Source organism: Cellvibrio sp. UBA7661 (assembly GCA_002483365.1).
In the GTDB taxonomy this organism is placed as follows: domain Bacteria; phylum Pseudomonadota; class Gammaproteobacteria; order Pseudomonadales; family Cellvibrionaceae; genus Cellvibrio.
The window spans coordinates 1-17,613 of sequence record DLHT01000006.1 but is presented as its reverse complement, the minus strand read 5'-3'; the positions used below and the strand labels follow the sequence as shown (position 1 = coordinate 17,613).

Below are 17,613 nucleotides of genomic sequence, written 5' to 3'. Positions count from 1 at the left end.
GAGAATACCCATGAAAAATCTACCTCAAAAACTGACCCTTGCTCTCTGGGCAACTGCAACATCCAGTCTGCCGGTGCTTGCCCATGAGGGCGGCGATCCCTTGTTAGCGCGCGTGATGATCGACCAATTTGAGTGGCGCGACGGCGGTGATGAAGCTGATCCTTACGTCCTGGAGGCGCAGGCCTGGATCGGTAAAGACCTGCACAAACTCTGGATCAAAACCGATGTGGAACGCGTAGACGGTGAAACCGAGGAAGCCGAAATCCAGGCGCTCTATAGCCACGCGATAGCGCCGTTTTGGGATGTTCAAGTCGGCATACGGCAAGACCTGAAGCCCACACCTGAGCGCGAGTGGGGTGTGATTGGTCTCCAGGGGTTAGCGCCGTATTTCTTTGAAATCGATGCGGCGTTGTTTGTCGGAGATTCGGGTGATACCGCCGCACGTTTATCCGCAGAATACGAATGGATGTTTACCCAAAAAGTAGTTTTATCCCCGGAAATCTCGGTGAACTTTTATGGCCAGAACGATATGCACCGGCTGACGGGTTCAGGTCTCTCGGATGCCCAGGCAGGCTTACGGTTGCGTTACGAAATTCGTCGTGAATTTGCACCCTATATTGGTGTGAACTGGACGAGAAGCTTCGGCAATACCGCCGATTTTGTAAGAGACCATGGCGAATCAACCAGTGATACCCAATGGGTAGCTGGCGTTCGGGCCTGGTTTTAAATAGCTGTTTATCCAACGTTAACTAACGAGGACTTAATGATGAAAAAAATACTGATGAATGCTGCTCTGATCTTGTCCAGCACACTACTGATCGCTCCTGCGTTTGCGCATGATCCGGCAGAACACGCCAAAACGGCGGAAGCACCCGATTGTGAAGCCATGAAAAAAATGGATCATTCCAAGATGGATATGAACGATCCGGTCATGCAAGCGCTGATGAAAAAATGCAGCGCTGCACACAGCGAGCATGGCGATCAACACCAGGGAATGGACCATGGTAAGACAACTACCACCAGTAAAGCGGCATCCAGTACAAACCACGAAGGTCATGGCGGCCATTAACAAATTGATGGGAGTGCGACGGTCGTCGCCCTCCCATCTCTATGAGGAGAAGACTGTATGACGTTGATCAAAGTGATACTGCTAACAGCCATTATTATGCTGCTCGCAGGGCTGGGTTTTATTTATTCCGGCGTTTACCCGATGGGTGCCGATGTCCCGCATAACCGGCTGACTTATAGGGCATTGGAAACCTTGCGGGAACAATCGATTGCACGTGCTGCCGCCGATATTCAGGTACCGGATCTTTCGGATGCGGAATTACTCTTAACGGGTGGACCTGACTATAACGACATGTGCGCCCAATGCCATTTGAAACCGGGCGTGAAGCGCAGTGATATGAGTATCGGGCTTTATCCCAGCCCACCTAATTTGTCTCTAGCGCTGGATGATCACGAGCACACCCATGCAGGTGGTAACGCAGCCAGTGCGAAGCGCCAATTCTGGATCATCAAGCACGGCATCAAAGCTAGCGGTATGCCAGCTTGGGGGCCGACCCATGACGACCAACGGATTTGGGCCATGGTGGCGTTTATCCAGAAATTGCCGACCTTGACTCCAGAGCAATACCAGATCCTGACCGCACGCGAGCCAGCTGAAACCAGCCACCACTAAGCGCCCGATAAATAGGGATCGGTTTGATACATCTCAAACAAGCACTATCAGTGACCCCTATGATTACTGAATAACTCAACTGCCAAGAGGTTTACTGATGGAACACACACACGCGCATTCTCACCATGAACAAAAGGCGAACCTTACATTGAAAGATCCGGTTTGCGGTATGGCGGTCACCCCTGCATCGCCCCATCACATTGAGTATCAGGCGAAAACCTATCATTTCTGTAGCGCGAGCTGTCAGGCCAAGTTCAAAGCTGATCCCGGCAAGTATCTGAGGACACCAAGTAACGGCAATGTTGGCGATACAGCACCGGCAATATCTGGGTCCGGAGCCGTTTATACCTGCCCAATGCACCCCGAGATTCGTCAAGATCATCCCGGCAGTTGCCCAAAGTGTGGAATGGCTCTGGAGCCACTAATTCCCGAATTAGAAGAGGAGGAAAATCCTGAGTTGCGGGATTTCCAACACCGGTTTTGGTGGACATTGCCACTAACCATTATCGTTACTGTTCTGGCGATGTTTGGTCATCAGCTTCATTTGTTTGATGTACTTACCCAAACCTGGATCGAATTGATCCTGACGTTACCGATTGTATTATGGGCTGGAGCTCCTTTTTTCGTACGCGGCTGGCAGTCGATTATCAATCGCAACCCCAATATGTGGACGCTAATTAGCTTAGGGACAGGTGCGGCGTTTGTTTACAGCCTGGTGGCCACGTTGGCTCCCAGTGTATTTCCGGATTCCTTTGTATCCATGGGACGAGTTTCTGTCTATTTCGAGGCGGCGGCCGTCATCATTTCGCTGACCCTTTTAGGGCAATTACTGGAATTAAAGGCGCGCTCGCAAACCTCGGCGGCGATCAAATCCTTACTCGGTTTAGCTCCAAAAACAGCGCGACGCATTCGCGATGATGGGAGTGAAGAGGATGTGCCACTGACGCATGTCCATGTCGGCGATAAGTTGCGTGTTCGCCCCGGCGAAAAAGTGCCGGTAGATGGTGTCGTTGTGGAAGGTAGCAGCGCAGTGGATGAGTCCATGCTGACCGGCGAGCCGCTGCCGGTGATGAAACGCGCGGGTGATAAAGTCATTGGAGCGACAATGAATACCAATGGTGCACTCACCATTGAATCTGAGCGCGTGGGGTCGGCGACCATGTTGGCGCAGATTGTTCAGATGGTGGCGCAAGCGCAGCGATCCAAAGCACCGATGCAACGCATGGCGGATTCCGTCGCCGGTTATTTTGTCGTTGCTGTAGTCGCGATTGCCGTGCTGACCTTTTTTGCCTGGGGACTGTTCGGCCCTGAACCGCGTTGGGTATTCGGTTTAATTAATGCGGTAGCGGTACTGATTATTGCTTGCCCTTGCGCGTTAGGACTGGCGACACCTATGTCAATCATGGTGGCCACCGGGCGTGGTGCCACACAGGGTGTGCTGTTTCGGGACGCCGCCGCCATCGAGAACTTTCGCAAGATAGATACCCTCATTATCGATAAGACGGGAACCTTGACTGAAGGACGACCTGCATTTGATCGTGCGGTACCGGCTCAAGGATTTAATGAAGACGATGTGTTGCGCCTTGCCGCAAGCCTTGATCAGGGAAGCGAACATCCGCTGGCCGATGCCATTGTCCGCGCGGCGCGCGAGCGCAATCTCGCATTGGAAAAAGTCGAACAATTTGAATCGGGTTCTGGCATCGGAGTGTATGGAACCGTTTCGGGGCGCAAGCTGGCGCTGGGAAACACGGTGCTAATGGAGCAACAGGGTGTCGTTGTTGCACCGCTGGTGCCCGAAGCCGAAACCTTACGCAGTGAGGGTGCCAGTGTTATGTACCTGGCAGTGGATGGGCAGCTCGCGGGTCTGTTGGCGGTGTCTGACCCCGTCAAGGCCAGTACACCGGAAGCCTTGGCGACACTAAAAGCCGCTGGTTTACGCATTGTTATGGCGACGGGCGATGGCCTCACTACAGCCAAAGCCGTGGCGGCGCGCCTGGGTATCGATGAAGTCCACGGTGAAGTGAAACCAGAGGATAAATTGCGTTTGGTTGAACGCTTGCAAGCCGAGGGCAAGGTTGTTGCCATGGCGGGCGATGGAATCAATGATGCCCCCGCTCTGGCCAAAGCCGATGTGGGTATTGCCATGGGCACCGGTACTGACGTAGCGATGAACAGCGCACAAGTTACATTGGTGAAAGGCGATTTACGCGGTATTGCGGTCGCGCGGTTTTTATCGGAAGCCACCGTGGCCAATATGAAACAAAACCTGATGTTTGCATTCTTGTACAACGGTTTGGGAATTCCAATTGCTGCCGGAATACTTTTTCCCTGGACGGGCTGGTTGTTGTCGCCAATGATCGCAGCACTGGCAATGAGCCTCAGCTCTGCATCGGTGATTGGAAATGCCCTGCGGTTGAAACGGGGAAAAATCTCTGTCAACGATCAATAGACTCGGGGGGAGTGAGTTTTGAGGGCTTACCCCCCTAATCCTGGATGACGTATTTTTCTGTCGCCTGCATTGAGCTATGCTGACACTATGCGCCGTTATTCATTGTTTTTTATCTTACTTCTGAGCTTCGTGATGCCTCTGCAAGTCGCGGCAGAAATTCTGCTGTCCGCGTCGCCGTGCCCTGAAGAAATGACCATGGTAATGGATGAATCCGGTGGTAGCGAAACTATGCCTTGCTGCCCTGATGCAGATGAAGGTGATGCTATAAATTCCTGTGAAACCGCTAAATCCTGTCATCTCTGTAAAACACCCGTGCAGGTATATCTCTATACACCCGCGTCGTTTTTCTCTCTTTCAAGCTTGTCGGCACGCTCAAAAACTCGCCCATTGAATCTTGCTGTCTTCAATCCCGCCAGTATCTGGCGACCTCCGAACGCCTCCTGAGTTAATACGATTTCACCTCGCTTGAACCGGTAAAGATGCCGGGTGTTTAGGCGGGACGTTTTTTATCGTCTCTCAGGAATCATATGAATGAACAATAATCTCTCTGTACGCCTACTTGCAGTCGTTGGGCTAAGCACGTTGGTACTTGGCATTGCGATAGGTATTGGTTGGCAGCACCTGCATAAATCTCTCCCTATACCGTCACCTCAAAAGGATGCTGCTGATAAGGCCAAACAGGAACCCAAGGTGCTCTATTGGTATGACCCCATGGTGCCTGACCGGCATTTTGACAAACCGGGGCCATCACCTTTTATGGATATGGATCTGGTACCCAAATATGCGGCGCCATCAACCCAGGAATCGGGGCTAACCATTGATGCAGCCCTGGTGCAAAACCTCGGTATGCGCAAAGCCAGGGTGCAGCGCCTACCAATACATAGCGAGCTGGAAGTCGCTGGGCAATTGCAATTTAACCAGCGCAACCAGGCGATAGTGCAATTGCGCGCGGCGGGGTTTGTGGAAAAAGCCTGGCCGCTAGCGGTGGGTGACAAGGTCAGTGCCGGTCAGCCGCTTGCCGAATTCCAGATACCCGAATGGCTGGACGCCCAAAATGAGCTGCTCTCCCAACCGATTGACCAGAATCCTCATTTGTTAGCGACATTGCGTGCACGCCTGCAATTACTCGGGATGCCCAATGCCTTGATTGCCAGAGTGGAAAAAACCCGCCAACCAGAGACCCGTGTAACCATCACGTCACCCATCTCGGGTGTGGTGGATATGCTGGATGTTAAAGTCGGTATGGCGCTGACCGGTGGTGCTACTCTGGCAAAAATTAACAATCTGGACAGCCTGTGGCTGGATGCTGCCATTCCTGAAGCACGAGCAACCGGCTTGCGCGCAGGTGACAAGGCAATTTTCAATTCCGCTAATCCCGGTGACCCTGTACTGATCGGCACGCTGGAATACCTGTTGCCATCTATCAATGTCGGCTCCCGCACCTTGACTGCCCGTATCCTGTTGGATAATCCCGAAGGACGCCTGAAACCCGGCACCAGTGGACGTGTAATCTTGCAATCATCCACTGGAGAAACCGGATTGTTTGTACCCACTGAGTCGGTAATCCGCACGGGAAAACGGGTGTTGGTGATACTGGCTGAGGCTGGTGGCAAATTTCGCCCAGTGGAAATTATCACTGGCCATGAGGTGGGTAACCAAACACTCATCAGCGAGGGTTTAGAGGAGGATCAGGAGGTGGTGGTCAGCGGCCAGTTCCTGTTGGACTCTGAAGCCTCCTTTTTGGGAATTGCACCAAAAACAGCGGGAGGACACGACCATGATTAGCCGGTTGATTCATTGGTCTGTCGCCCACCGGGTTTTGGTGCTTTTAACCTCGCTGTTGCTCAGCGGCTGGGGAGTTTGGGCCATCAAATCCACACCCATTGATGCCTTACCCGACTTATCGGATGTGCAAGTCATTATCCGCACCAGCTTCCCCGGCCAAGCGCCCGAGCTGGTGGAAAACCAGGTGACTTACCCCTTGGCCAGCAAAATGCTTTCGGTGCCCGGCGCTAAAACCGTGCGCGGTTATTCAATGTACGGCGATAGTTTTGTGTATGTTTTGTTTGAGGATGGCACCGATCTTTACTGGGCGCGCTCCCGCGTTTTGGAGTCCTTGAGCCAAATGCAAGCGCAGCTACCGGCCAGCGCCACTCCGGCATTGGGGCCGGATGCCACCGGTGTGGGCTGGATATTCCAGTACGCCCTGGTCGATAAGACGGGCCAACAGGATATTGCCCAATTGCGAGCATTGCAGGATTGGTTCCTGCGTTTTGAACTGGCGCCTTTACCGGATGTGGCCGAAGTCGCCGCTATCGGCGGTATGGTCAAGCAATACCAAGTGGTGCTGGACCCGATCCGCCTTGCAGCCCATAACTTGTCCCATGAGGCGGTGATTACCGCTGTGCAGCAGGCTAATCAGGAAACTGGTGGCGGTGTTCTTGAGCTGGGTGAAGCCGAACTGATGATCCGTGCCAGCGGTTACTTGCGCACCCTAGATGATTTCAAATCCATACCGTTGAAGCTGGTGGATAACATCCCCGTGACCCTGGCCGATGTCGCGCATATCCAGCTCGGGCCGGAAATGCGCCGGGGTATTGCGGAACTGGATGGAGAAGGTGAAGTCACCGGCGGTATTGTGGTGATGCGCTCGGGCGGAAATGCCCGCGCGACCATCGCAGCGGTTAAGGAAAAATTGGAGCAACTCCAAAGCAGTTTGCCCGCCGGGATCGAGATCATCGCCACTTACGATCGCAGTCTCCTGATCGACCGCGCAGTTGCCAACCTGACCTATAAACTGCTTGAAGAGTTTTTGGTGGTGGCGTTGGTCTGCGCCTTATTCCTCTGGCACTGGCGCTCTGCGTTGGTAGCGATTGTCGCCCTGCCACTTGGAGTGTTGATCGCTTTTGTCGTTATGCGCTACCAAGGTATCAATGCCAATATCATGTCACTTGGCGGTATTGCCATTGCCATAGGGGCAATGGTGGATGCAGCCATCGTCATGATTGAAAACGCCCATAAGCATCTGGAACGTTGGCAGCAACAACATCCCGAGCAAGACCTCATCGGTGAAAAACGCTGGCAGGTATTAACCCAGGCTGCTGCTGAGGTGGGACCCGCGCTGTTTTTCTCGCTGCTTATTGTCACTCTCTCGTTTATTCCGGTATTTACGCTAGAAGCACAGGAAGGTCGGCTCTTTGGCCCACTCGCGTTCACCAAAACTTACGCGATGGCAGCAGCAGCTGGTTTGTCTATCACGCTAATTCCAGTGCTGATGGGTTACTGGATTCGTGGCCGGATTCCGGAGGAACACCAAAACCCCATCAATCGCTGGCTGATCCGGGGTTATCGTCCACTGTTGACCGGAGTTTTGCGTCACCCGAAAACGACACTGGGTTTTGCATTGGCGGTATTACTGAGCACCGCCTGGCCACTGAGCCAGCTGGGCAGTGAATTCCTGCCGCCGCTGGACGAAGGGGATTTACTGTACATGCCCAGTGCCTTGCCGGGGTTAAGTGCCCAGCAGGCCAGCCGCTTGCTGCAACAAACCGATCGGCTGATTAAAACTGTCCCGGAAGTGGAGCGCGTGTTTGGTAAGGCGGGCCGCGCCGACAGCGCCACCGATCCTGCCCCCTTGGAGATGTTTGAAACCACCATCCAGTTTAAGCCGCGTGATCAGTGGCGCCCCGGCATGACGCTGGAAAAACTCATGGCTGAACTGGATGCACGGGTCAAAATACCGGGGCTATCCAATATCTGGATTCCGCCCATCCGCAACCGTATCGATATGCTAGCCACCGGGATCAAAAGCCCCATCGGCGTCAAGATTGCAGGCCAGAACCTGGCCGATATTGATGAGGTTGCGCAACAGGTTGCGCAAGTTGCCAAAACCGTCCCCGGTATCTCCTCGGCAGTTGCCGAGCGCTTGGGTGGTGGGCGTTACCTTGATATCCAGTTCGACCGCGCGTCACTCGCGCGTTATGGTCTGAGTATCACTCAGGCGCAATCGGTAGTAAGCAGTCTGATCGGCGGCGACAATATTGGTGAAGTGGTTGATGGTCGTGCACGTTTCCCTATCAACCTGCGTTATCCGCGCGATTGGCGTGACAGCATTGGCAAGCTGCAAAACCTACCCATCATTACGCCACTCGGCAGCCAAATCACATTGGGTACGATTGCCACCATCAAAGTTACCGATGGCCCCAGTATGCTCAAAAGCGAAAATGCCCGTCCCACCAGTGTGGTTTACATTGATGTGCGCGACCGCGACTTGGGTTCGACGGTGAGGGATCTGCAACAAACCATTAACCAAGAGGTGACTTTACTACCGGGCACCAGCATTAGCTACGCCGGCCAGTTTGAATTTATGGAACGCGCCAATGCCCGCCTGCGATGGATAGTCCCGGCAACGCTCGTTATTGTTCTGGTGCTGTTATTCCTGACATTTTCCCGCCTGGATGAAGCCCTGTTAATCATGGGCACCTTACCTTTTGCGTTAACCGGAGGCATTTGGCTTTTATATTTAATGGATTACGAGCTCTCGGTTGCAACAGCCGTCGGGTTTATTGCACTGGCCGGAGTGTCCGCCGAATTCGGGGTGATTATGTTGCTCTACCTGAAACAGGCATGGCAGCGGCGCATCGAATTGGGCACAACAACACAGCAGGATTTGCTTGATGCCATTCAGGAAGGTGCAGTATTGCGGATTCGTCCCAAGATGATGACGGTAACTGTGATTGTCGCGGGTTTGCTACCGATATTTTTAGGCGGTGGTACGGGTTCGGAAATCATGGGGCGGATTGCAGCACCGATGGTGGGTGGAATGATTAGCGCACCTTTGCTTTCGCTATTGGTATTGCCTGCGGCGTATTTGTTGATGCAACACAAGAAACATAATGTAAAACAATAAACCGAGCAATTAACTTAGATTAATGCTCCAACAACTCTTTCATAATGCCGCAATCTTTCACTGCTTGGTGAGCATCACATTTGGTTCTGAGTTCACCAAGCTGCCGACGCAATTCCTGTAGCTCGGCAAGACGCACATCGACTTGCTGGATATGGTTATCGATAATCTTATTGATACTATTGCAGGCTTCATCCGGGGTACTGGAGTAACCGATCAACTGGCGGATTTCCTCCAATGTCAATCCGAGGTTCCGGCATTGTTTTATAAAGAAGAGATCATGGGAGGCCGTCTCATCGTAAAAGCGATAATTGCCTTCAGTGCGAGGGGCTGTAGACAACAACCCTTCGTGTTCGTAATAGCGTATGGTTTGAACACTAAGACCCGTAAGTTTTGCGAGCGCACCTATTTTCATACACAGTCCGGTATTGACTCTATAGTTACTGTAGACTTTATATTGTTTCATAGTTCTACGCACTGTGAGCAAGCGTATGAACTTATAGAGGCGAAGACCCTCATAGTTTCTGAGTACTACAGGGCTGTTATTTGAGGCGCCACTTTTTATAATATGGCAGTCTTCACTACAGACAATCGCTGGTTTGCTGCCATAATCCAACCAACTTTTCTGGAACTAATAAGTAATCGTGAATTACTTCCTGCGTTATAAGTATTGGGCTTTGTTGTCCACACTGCTCTGGCTGATGGCTAGTTGGGCTGGTGTGCACGGGCACTATTGCTTTGATGGTCAGGAACCTCCTATTTCCATTCATCTCGATAATATCGATACACATGAGGAACATGGTGCAGACAGTGCGCATGTCGATATGGATATCGATCTATCCCAATCAGTTGTCGCCAAACTGCTGAAATTCGATGCAACATTGGCGTTATTACTGGTTGCCGTTTTTGTGTTTTTGGTATCGCCACGAGCCGCATTTTTCTCCCCGGTTTCTCAAACCGCTCACCCACGCCGTATTATCGGTTTACGCCCGCCGCCACGCGCGCCTCCCGTCACTCCAGCCTGATTACCCATAACGCCCCTTTTTTTGACAGGGGTAATTCGTGTATTTCCATTGTGCGTCCACGTGCTGCGCCGGGAAATACCTATATGGCTGGAGCTTTCTATGCAATTTATCCATCGGGCATTAACCGTCTCGGTTATTGCCATTACCTGTAGTGCCTATGCTGCGCCCTCAGCTGCACAATCAACACTCACGTTGAGTGAGGCAGTCCGGGCAACCCTGCAACAAAATCCTCAACTGGCGGGCTATACCTTTAAGGTCAATGCCTTGGCCGGAGAAAAACAAACTGCCGCGCTGCGGCCCGAGTATCGCATCAGCGCTGATCTTGAGAATGTCGCAGGGTCCGGAGAATTTAGCGGTACCGATGCCAGCGAACTGACCATTTCATTGTCATCCGCTATTGAGTTGGGTGGTCAGCGCGATGCGCGCATGAATCTCGTTACCGCCCGCCAACAGCAACTGCAATCTACCCAACGCCTACTGACGTTGGATGTGATTACAGCGGTGACTCATCAATTCATTCAATTACTGGCTGCGCAAGAACAACTGGCGTTACAGGAAGAGGCGCACCAGTTAATCCAGCAAACCCTCAGCTCACTGACCAGGCAGGTTCAGGCAGGCGGTACGGCGGACAGTGAGCTCTTGCGCGGAAACGCCGCACTGGCGCGCTCCAAAATTGCCTTGCAACAAGCCCGACAAACAGTGAGTAGCGAGCGAGTCAAACTCAGCGCTTATTGGGCAGATTCCTCGCCGGATTTTACAGCGGTAAAAGCCGATCTTTATGCGGTTCCAACGGCAATGCCGTTGCCGACGTTGTTGGGCAAGCTGTCGGGCAATCCGGATTTGGAACAATTAACCAAAGAAGTAGATGTTCGCATAGCCGAAGTGCAACAAGCGCGTAGCGAACGACGCCCCTCCCTGGAATGGAATGCGGGCGTTCGTCGTCTTCAGGCTTCCGAGGATTCCGCTGTCGTGCTTGGCTTGAGCATGCCTTTAGGTGCAGGCAGTAGAGCCGGTGGCGCAATCACAACCGCTAATGCCAATCAACAAAGTGCTGAACTCGCACGAGACAGCGCGCGAGTGCAATTGGAGGCTCAACTCATCGCCACTTATGAGGCTAATCGGCAAGCAATTGATGAAGTCAATGTGTTGCGTGACGAGGCCCTTCCTTCGCTAAAAAAAGCCATGCGCAGTACCGCCGATGCATTTGACCGGGGGCGCTACAGCTATCTGGAATTAAACCTTGCGCAAAGCCAATTGCTGGATGCCCAGCAAGCCTTGGTAGAGGCCGCTGCCCGCATGCAGGAAACCCGTATTGAGTTGGAGCGAATGATTGGCTCCCCCCTGAACGAACAGAATTTTGAGGTTAACCCATGAAAACATCGAACAAACATCTAACGAAACCTTCATCCAAAAATTTGCTGAAATCCGCTCCGGGCGTGGTTTTAATTTTGGCACTGCTATTGGTGATGTTTTTGGCCGATATTTATATGGCCAGTGCAGCAACGAAGAGCGACGATCACCAACATCAAGAAGATGAACACACTGAAGAGTCAGGCTCTCATGGGCATGACCATGGGGAGGGCGAGAAGCACGAAGGGAAACACGAAGACGAAGAGCACGGACATGAAAGCAAACAGGAAGGTGACGATGGTCATGCGGAGAGTGGCGGACACGGCCACGAAGATGAAGAGGGAACCAGTCAAATTGAAGACACCATGGCACAAACTGTAGGTATTGTGACGGAACGCTCTGGCGAACAAACACTTCATCAAACCATTCTTACCTATGGGCGATTAACCACAGCTCCCGAACAAACCAGCCATGTGCGTGCACGATTTTCCGGTGTTGTAACGTCGGTACAGGTAACTATTGGTGAGACAGTGGCAGCCGGTGATCTTCTGGCTGAAGTTGAAGCCAACGAGAGTTTGAGGAAATACAGTATCCGCGCACCCATTGCCGGGATGATTGTGCAACGGCACGCTAATTCGGGCGAGGTGACAGGAGATCAAATACTGTTTTCAATTTCGAGCTTCGACAACTTGTGGGCCGAGTTGCGTATTTTCCCCTCTCAACGTTCCTCTGTTGCTATCGGGCAAGAAGTTTTTCTGAGCATAGGCGAGCAAAAAGTTAAAACAAAAATTGAGCACCTCCTCCCGGCAGGTGACGAGCAGCCGTATCTCATTGCGCGCGCAAAACTAAGCAACGACCTATCCATGCTCTCTCCAGGTTCAATGGCAGAAGGACGTATTGTTATCGATGAATTTAACGTAGACGTAGCGGTAAAAATAGATGCTCTGCAAATCCTGGGAGGGCGCACCGGGGTTTTTGTCAAACACGGTAATAAATACGAATTTATCCCCTTGATCGTGGGCCGAAAAGATGACAGCTATGCCGAGGTCATATCTGGCCTGAAACCAGATACAGAGTACGTAACCCGAAACAGCTATCTCATTAAAGCTGACATCGAAAAATCTGAAGCCGAGCACGAACACTAAGGGGTGTAGCATGATTGATTCACTACTACGCTTAGCCATCGAGCGGCGTTATCTGTTTTTAAGTTTTGTTTTATTAATCGTCGGCATCGGGTTTTGGAGTTACCAAAAACTCCCTATTGATGCGGTGCCCGACATCACCAATGTCCAGGTGCAAATTAATACCGCTGCACCAGGTTACTCGCCGTTAGAAGCCGAACAGCGGATTACCTACCCGATAGAAACCGCGTTGGCAGGGTTACCCAACCTGTCCTATACGCGGTCGTTATCCCGCTATGGTTTATCACAGGTTACCGTGGTGTTTGATGAAGGTACCGATATCTACTTTGCCCGGAACCTCATCAACACCAAACTGGGGTCGATGAAAAGCGTGCTGCCTCCCGGCATGGAACCCGAAATGGGACCCATCTCGACAGGTTTGGGTGAAATCTTTATGTATACCGTTCAAGCGGCTCCCGATGCGCGAACACAAGACGGTAAGCCTTACGATTCTACCGCCTTGCGTGAAATTCAAGACTGGATAATCAAACCCCAGTTGGCGCAGGTAAAGGGTGTGGTAGAGGTAAACAGTATTGGTGGCTATAACAAGCAATACCACATTACGCCAGATGTACAGAAACTCCTGCACTTCGGGGTGTCGATGGAAGATTTGGTTGAAGCGCTTGAATCCAATAATGATAACCGTGGTGCAGGTTACATCGAGCGCAATGGGCAACAATTACTGGTGCGCTCGCCCGGCCAATTGGGAACCTTGGATGACATCGCCAACGTCATTGTTGCGCAGCAGGATTCTGTTCCTGTCAAAATTAGTGATGTAGCAGAAATCGCTATCGGGAGAGAGCTTCGAACCGGTGCAGCAACCCAGGATGGTGTTGAAACCGTGCTGGGTACGGCCATGATGCTCATCGGAGAAAACTCACGCACGGTGGCGCGAGACGTAGCAGCACGGCTGATTGACATTCAAGCCTCACTCCCGGATGGCATTATTGCGACCCCCGTTTATGATCGTACGGCTTTAGTTGATAAAGCCATTGCAACGGTCAGTAAAAACCTTCTGGAAGGCGCCTTATTGGTGATTGTGGTGCTTTTCCTGTTACTTGGAAATTTGCGCGCAGCACTGATTACAGCAGCAGTAATCCCGTTATCAATGCTTGCCACCATAACCGGCATGGTACACACCGGGGTGTCCGCAAACTTGATGAGCCTCGGGGCATTGGATTTCGGGATCATCGTCGATGGCACTGTGATTATCGTGGAAAACGCTATCCGACGTTTATCACACGCACAACGTGAAGGCGCTCTTGGCCTGCGCGAACGCTTGAACGTTGTTTTCGAAGCAACCTCTGAAGTGATTCGGCCCAGCCTGTTTGGTGTCGCGATCATCACCGTTGTTTATATCCCGATTTTTTCCCTCACCGGTGTGGAAGGCAAAATGTTTCACCCTATGGCCGCAACGGTCGTGATGGCACTTGTCGCCGCAATGGTTCTATCCCTCACAGTTGTGCCAGCTGCGGTCGCGGTTTTTTTAAGCGGGAAAATCAGTGAACAAGAAGGTGTTGCTATTCGCAGTGCGAAGCAAATGTATAAGCCTTTATTGTTGCTGGCATTTAAATTCCGTTGGTTTGTGATTGGCGGTGCTACCGGTCTTGTCATCATTTGCACGTGGCTTGCCACAACGCTGGGATCCGAATTTATTCCGCAACTTAACGAAGGCGATATCGCGTTACATGCCATGCGAATCCCCGGTACCGGCCTCGAACAAGCGGTCGAAATGCAGGAAATTCTCGAACAGCGTATCAAGTCGTTTCCCGAGGTAGATAAGGTCTTTGCACGCATAGGTACTGCCGAAGTTGCGACCGACCCAATGCCCCCGAATGTTGCCGATAACTTCGTCATCTTGAAGCCTCGATCCGAATGGCCCAATCCCGATAAGACCAAAGAGCAGTTGGTGGAGGAAATGGAAAAATCGCTTGAGGAATTACCCGGTAATAATTATGAGTTCACCCAACCTATCCAAATGAGGTTCAACGAACTCATTTCAGGCGTCAGAGCCGACCTGGGTATCAAGGTGTTTGGTGATGACCTCGATCAACTGGTGCTGACCGCTAACGACATACTTGAAGCCTTGAGCCAGGTAGAGGGTGTGGCCGATGCGCGTGTTGAGCAAGTGACGGGATTGCCGACACTTTCAATTATTCCTAAGCGAAGCGCGTTGGGCCGCTATGGATTGAATGTGTCAACACTTCAAAACTGGGTCGCCGCTGCCGTTGGCGGTGAAAGTGCGGGCATATTGTATGAGGGTGATCGGCGCTTTGAACTCATCGTGCGATTACCTGAAGCTGTGCGGCGCGATGTCGAGAAGCTCAAGTTTCTCCCGGTGCCACTGCCTAACGGCGATTACGTTCCGCTCTCTGAAGTGGCCACCATCGACATTTCTCCCGCGCCTGCACAAATTAGCCGGGAAAATGGCAAGCGTCGGGTGGTTGTGACGGCAAATGTACGAGGTCGCGACCTCGGCGGATTTGTGCAAGATGTTAAAGCGCACATTGCCGCCAAGGTGGATATGCCCCCAGGGTATTGGCTGGATTACGGGGGCACGTTTGAGCAACTCGAATCGGCAAGTAAACGCCTTTCTCTTGTGGTGCCACTGACATTGTTACTGATCATCGGCATTCTCATTATGGCTTTTGGCTCACTAAAAGATGCGTTAATAATTTTTAGTGGAGTGCCTTTGGCGCTCACGGGTGGAGTGCTGGCGCTAGCCATTCGAGGTATGCCCATGTCCATATCGGCGGGTATAGGCTTCATTGCACTTTCCGGTGTAGCAGTACTCAACGGTCTCGTCATGCTCGCTTTTATTCGCGACCTCTGGCATGAAAAAGGGGATTTGATGTTGGCTGTGACGGAAGGGGCACTTGTTCGCTTACGCCCTGTCCTGATGACCGCATTAGTAGCAAGCCTTGGTTTTGTGCCAATGGCACTGAATACGGGAACGGGTGCGGAAGTCCAGCGCCCCTTGGCCACAGTGGTTATCGGCGGGATTATTTCCTCGACGCTGCTGACGCTGTTGGTGTTACCGGTTTTATATCACTGGCTTCATAGCAAATTTAGCTCGACCCCATCAAAGACTTAATTTTCTCCGGAGACTCAGTGTTTGGCGGTGATTGCATACGTTAAATGAGCACCGATGACCGGGACACATTGCCCGGTCATCAACCGGTTTTTTCACAGGAGCATTGACTATGACTACTTTTAAAAAATTAATTATTTTGCTATCGATTGGGATGTTACTGACTGCCTGCCAATCATCGTCAGTGATTTTGCCTGAAGTCGCGTTTGAGGATGGGGAACTTCGGCAGCATCACTTGAGCCTTATGAAAGCGGCGGCCAAATTCGATAAGGGAACCCTTACCTTGAGCGGCGGTGTTTGGCCCGAACACAAGCAAGTGCATGTGAAGTGCGGTCAAATACAACTTCAGGTATTCGACACTCAAGGCGAGTTATTAAAAACCATCGTCACTGATTATTCTCCCTGCCATCTTCACTTCAAGCCGAATACCCGACGCGCGGGTTATTTTTCAATAGTGATCAATAATATCCACCCGAAGAAATTGATTATTAAAGCCAGCTATCAAAAAAAGCCGCATGAGGCTCACTGATTTTTTGTGATATGAACCTTCATTTTCTATCACTATTTTCAAGTAAAGGAAACGCTATGGAACATACACACGAATATGATGAACAAGGCAAACAACTATGTTGCACAGAAGAAGAAAAAATAAATAACAAAACAGATGTGCTAATAAAAAATAGCCCTTCGAAAAGCTGTAGTTGTTCCGGTGACGATCAAGATCAGCATACCGATGATGATAGTCATGATCATGCCAGCGAAGGCGGTAGCAATATCAGGCTATTTCTGCCTGCCGCACTGAGTTTCGTTGCACTGCTTATGGCGATAGTGCTGGATAATTATTTTCCACAAACCTGGTTTACCGGTTGGGTACGCATTGCCTGGTACGTTGCAGCCTATTTGCCGGTTGGCCTGCCGGTGTTGAAAGAGGCGGTCGAAAGCATCACCAAGGGTGAAGTATTTTCTGAATTCTTATTGATGAGCATTGCCACCATTGGCGCCTTTGCGATTGGCGAATATCCGGAAGGTGTTGCCGTAATGCTGTTTTACTCGGTGGGCGAAGTGTTCCAGACCCTGGCAGTAAAAAGAGCGAAAACCAATATCAAAACACTGCTCGATCAACGCCCCGACGAAGTAACCGTGTTGCGAAATAATCAAGCGATGACCCTGAAGGCAGAGACTGTCAGCATTGGCGATATTATCCAACTCAAAGCAGGTGAGAAATTAGGATTGGATGGTGAACTCCTATCTGAAACCGCCTCATTTAATACCGCCGCACTGACCGGCGAGAGCAAACCTGACACAAAAACTAAAGGTGATAGTGTTCTGGCAGGCATGATTAATCTCAATGCAGTGTCACAAGTAAAAGTGACCACTGCCTATACCGACAGCAAACTGTCCCGAATTTTAGAATTAGTACAAAACGCTGCTGCACAGAAAGCACCTACCGAATTATTTATCCGAAAATTCGCCAAAATATACACACCGATTGTAGTTGCGTTGGCCGTTGCGATTTGTGTGGTGCCATACGTATTCGTGGAGACTTATGTATTCAGTGAGTGGTTGTACCGTGCATTGATTTTCCTGGTGATCTCCTGCCCGTGTGCATTGGTCATTAGTATTCCACTGGGCTATTTCGGCGGCATAGGCGCAGCCAGTCGAAACGGTATTTTATTCAAAGGTAGTAATTTTTTAGACACGATTTCTACCATTCAAAACGTGGTGATGGATAAAACCGGCACCATGACGGAAGGTGTTTTTAAAGTACAAGAGGTCAACCTGAAGCCTGAGGTCAATCGCGATGAAATCCTGAAAATAGTCAATGCACTAGAAAGTCAAAGTACGCATCCAGTAGCAACCGCCATTCATCAATTTGTTGGTGATATCGATAGCAGCATTACATTAAATAATGTTGAAGAAATATCGGGTC

14 protein-coding genes are annotated in these 17,613 nt (G+C 51.2%); 13 read left to right on the top strand and 1 reads right to left on the bottom strand.

Features of this window, described 5'->3' with window-relative positions:
* Positions 1 to 10 precede the first annotated feature (10 nt).
* The 7 genes from B2739_RS04265 to B2739_RS04235 all read left to right on the top strand — a co-directional run bounded on the left by B2739_RS04265 (position 11) and on the right by B2739_RS04235 (position 9,039).
* Complete coding sequence (locus B2739_RS04265; protein ID WP_331344639.1) at positions 11 to 727, top strand: copper resistance protein B; 717 nt, start codon at positions 11 to 13, stop codon at positions 725 to 727.
* Between the two features lie 36 nt (positions 728 to 763).
* Positions 764 to 1,069, top strand: a complete 306-nt coding sequence (locus B2739_RS04260; protein ID WP_012487445.1) for a hypothetical protein — start codon at positions 764 to 766, stop codon at positions 1,067 to 1,069.
* Positions 1,070 to 1,126: 57 nt separating this feature from the next.
* Positions 1,127 to 1,681 carry a cytochrome c gene (locus B2739_RS04255; RefSeq protein WP_331344638.1) on the top strand — a complete coding sequence of 185 codons (555 nt, stop codon included), beginning with the start codon at positions 1,127 to 1,129 and terminating at the stop codon, positions 1,679 to 1,681.
* A gap of 169 nt (positions 1,682 to 1,850) precedes the next feature.
* Complete coding sequence (locus B2739_RS04250; RefSeq protein WP_349681268.1) at positions 1,851 to 4,130, top strand: heavy metal translocating P-type ATPase; 2,280 nt, start codon at positions 1,851 to 1,853, stop codon at positions 4,128 to 4,130.
* A gap of 132 nt (positions 4,131 to 4,262) precedes the next feature.
* Positions 4,263 to 4,574 (top strand): hypothetical protein, encoded by a 312-nt coding sequence (locus B2739_RS04245; protein WP_331344636.1) that lies wholly within the window; start codon positions 4,263 to 4,265, stop codon positions 4,572 to 4,574.
* Between the two features lie 87 nt (positions 4,575 to 4,661).
* Positions 4,662 to 5,915 (top strand): efflux RND transporter periplasmic adaptor subunit, encoded by a 1,254-nt coding sequence (locus B2739_RS04240; protein ID WP_331344635.1) that lies wholly within the window; start codon positions 4,662 to 4,664, stop codon positions 5,913 to 5,915.
* A complete protein-coding gene (locus tag B2739_RS04235; RefSeq protein WP_331344634.1) occupies positions 5,908 to 9,039 on the top strand; it encodes an efflux RND transporter permease subunit in 3,132 nt (1,043 codons plus the stop codon). Before B2739_RS04240 ends, B2739_RS04235 begins: the two co-directional genes overlap by 8 nt.
* 19 nt (positions 9,040 to 9,058) lie before the next feature.
* Here B2739_RS04235 and cadR read toward each other — a convergent pair whose 3' ends face one another.
* The gene (gene cadR, locus B2739_RS04230) at positions 9,059 to 9,451 is read right to left on the bottom strand and encodes a Cd(II)/Pb(II)-responsive transcriptional regulator (RefSeq protein WP_331344633.1); all 393 of its coding nucleotides are present in this window, start codon (positions 9,449 to 9,451) and stop codon (positions 9,059 to 9,061) included.
* A 229-nt stretch (positions 9,452 to 9,680) separates the two neighbouring features.
* Between cadR and B2739_RS04225 the strand changes: the two genes are divergently transcribed.
* The 6 genes from B2739_RS04225 to B2739_RS04200 form a co-directional block, all read left to right on the top strand.
* Positions 9,681 to 10,061 carry a hypothetical protein gene (locus B2739_RS04225; RefSeq protein WP_331344632.1) on the top strand — a complete coding sequence of 127 codons (381 nt, stop codon included), beginning with the start codon at positions 9,681 to 9,683 and terminating at the stop codon, positions 10,059 to 10,061.
* Positions 10,062 to 10,160: 99 nt separating this feature from the next.
* On the top strand, positions 10,161 to 11,435 hold the full coding sequence (locus B2739_RS04220; RefSeq protein ID WP_331344631.1) for a TolC family protein: 1,275 nt from the start codon (positions 10,161 to 10,163) through the stop codon (positions 11,433 to 11,435).
* Entirely contained in the window at positions 11,432 to 12,556 is a 1,125-nt protein-coding gene (locus tag B2739_RS04215; protein WP_331344630.1) for an efflux RND transporter periplasmic adaptor subunit, read from the top strand. The genes B2739_RS04220 and B2739_RS04215 overlap by 4 nt, the downstream gene beginning before the upstream one ends.
* A gap of 10 nt (positions 12,557 to 12,566) precedes the next feature.
* Positions 12,567 to 15,686 (top strand): CusA/CzcA family heavy metal efflux RND transporter, encoded by a 3,120-nt coding sequence (locus B2739_RS04210; protein ID WP_331344629.1) that lies wholly within the window; start codon positions 12,567 to 12,569, stop codon positions 15,684 to 15,686.
* Between the two features lie 109 nt (positions 15,687 to 15,795).
* Positions 15,796 to 16,212 (top strand): hypothetical protein, encoded by a 417-nt coding sequence (locus B2739_RS04205; protein WP_331344628.1) that lies wholly within the window; start codon positions 15,796 to 15,798, stop codon positions 16,210 to 16,212.
* A gap of 56 nt (positions 16,213 to 16,268) precedes the next feature.
* Positions 16,269 to 17,613, top strand: a 1,345-nt coding sequence (locus B2739_RS04200; RefSeq protein WP_331344627.1) for an HAD-IC family P-type ATPase, incomplete at its 3' end; no start/stop codon positions are given.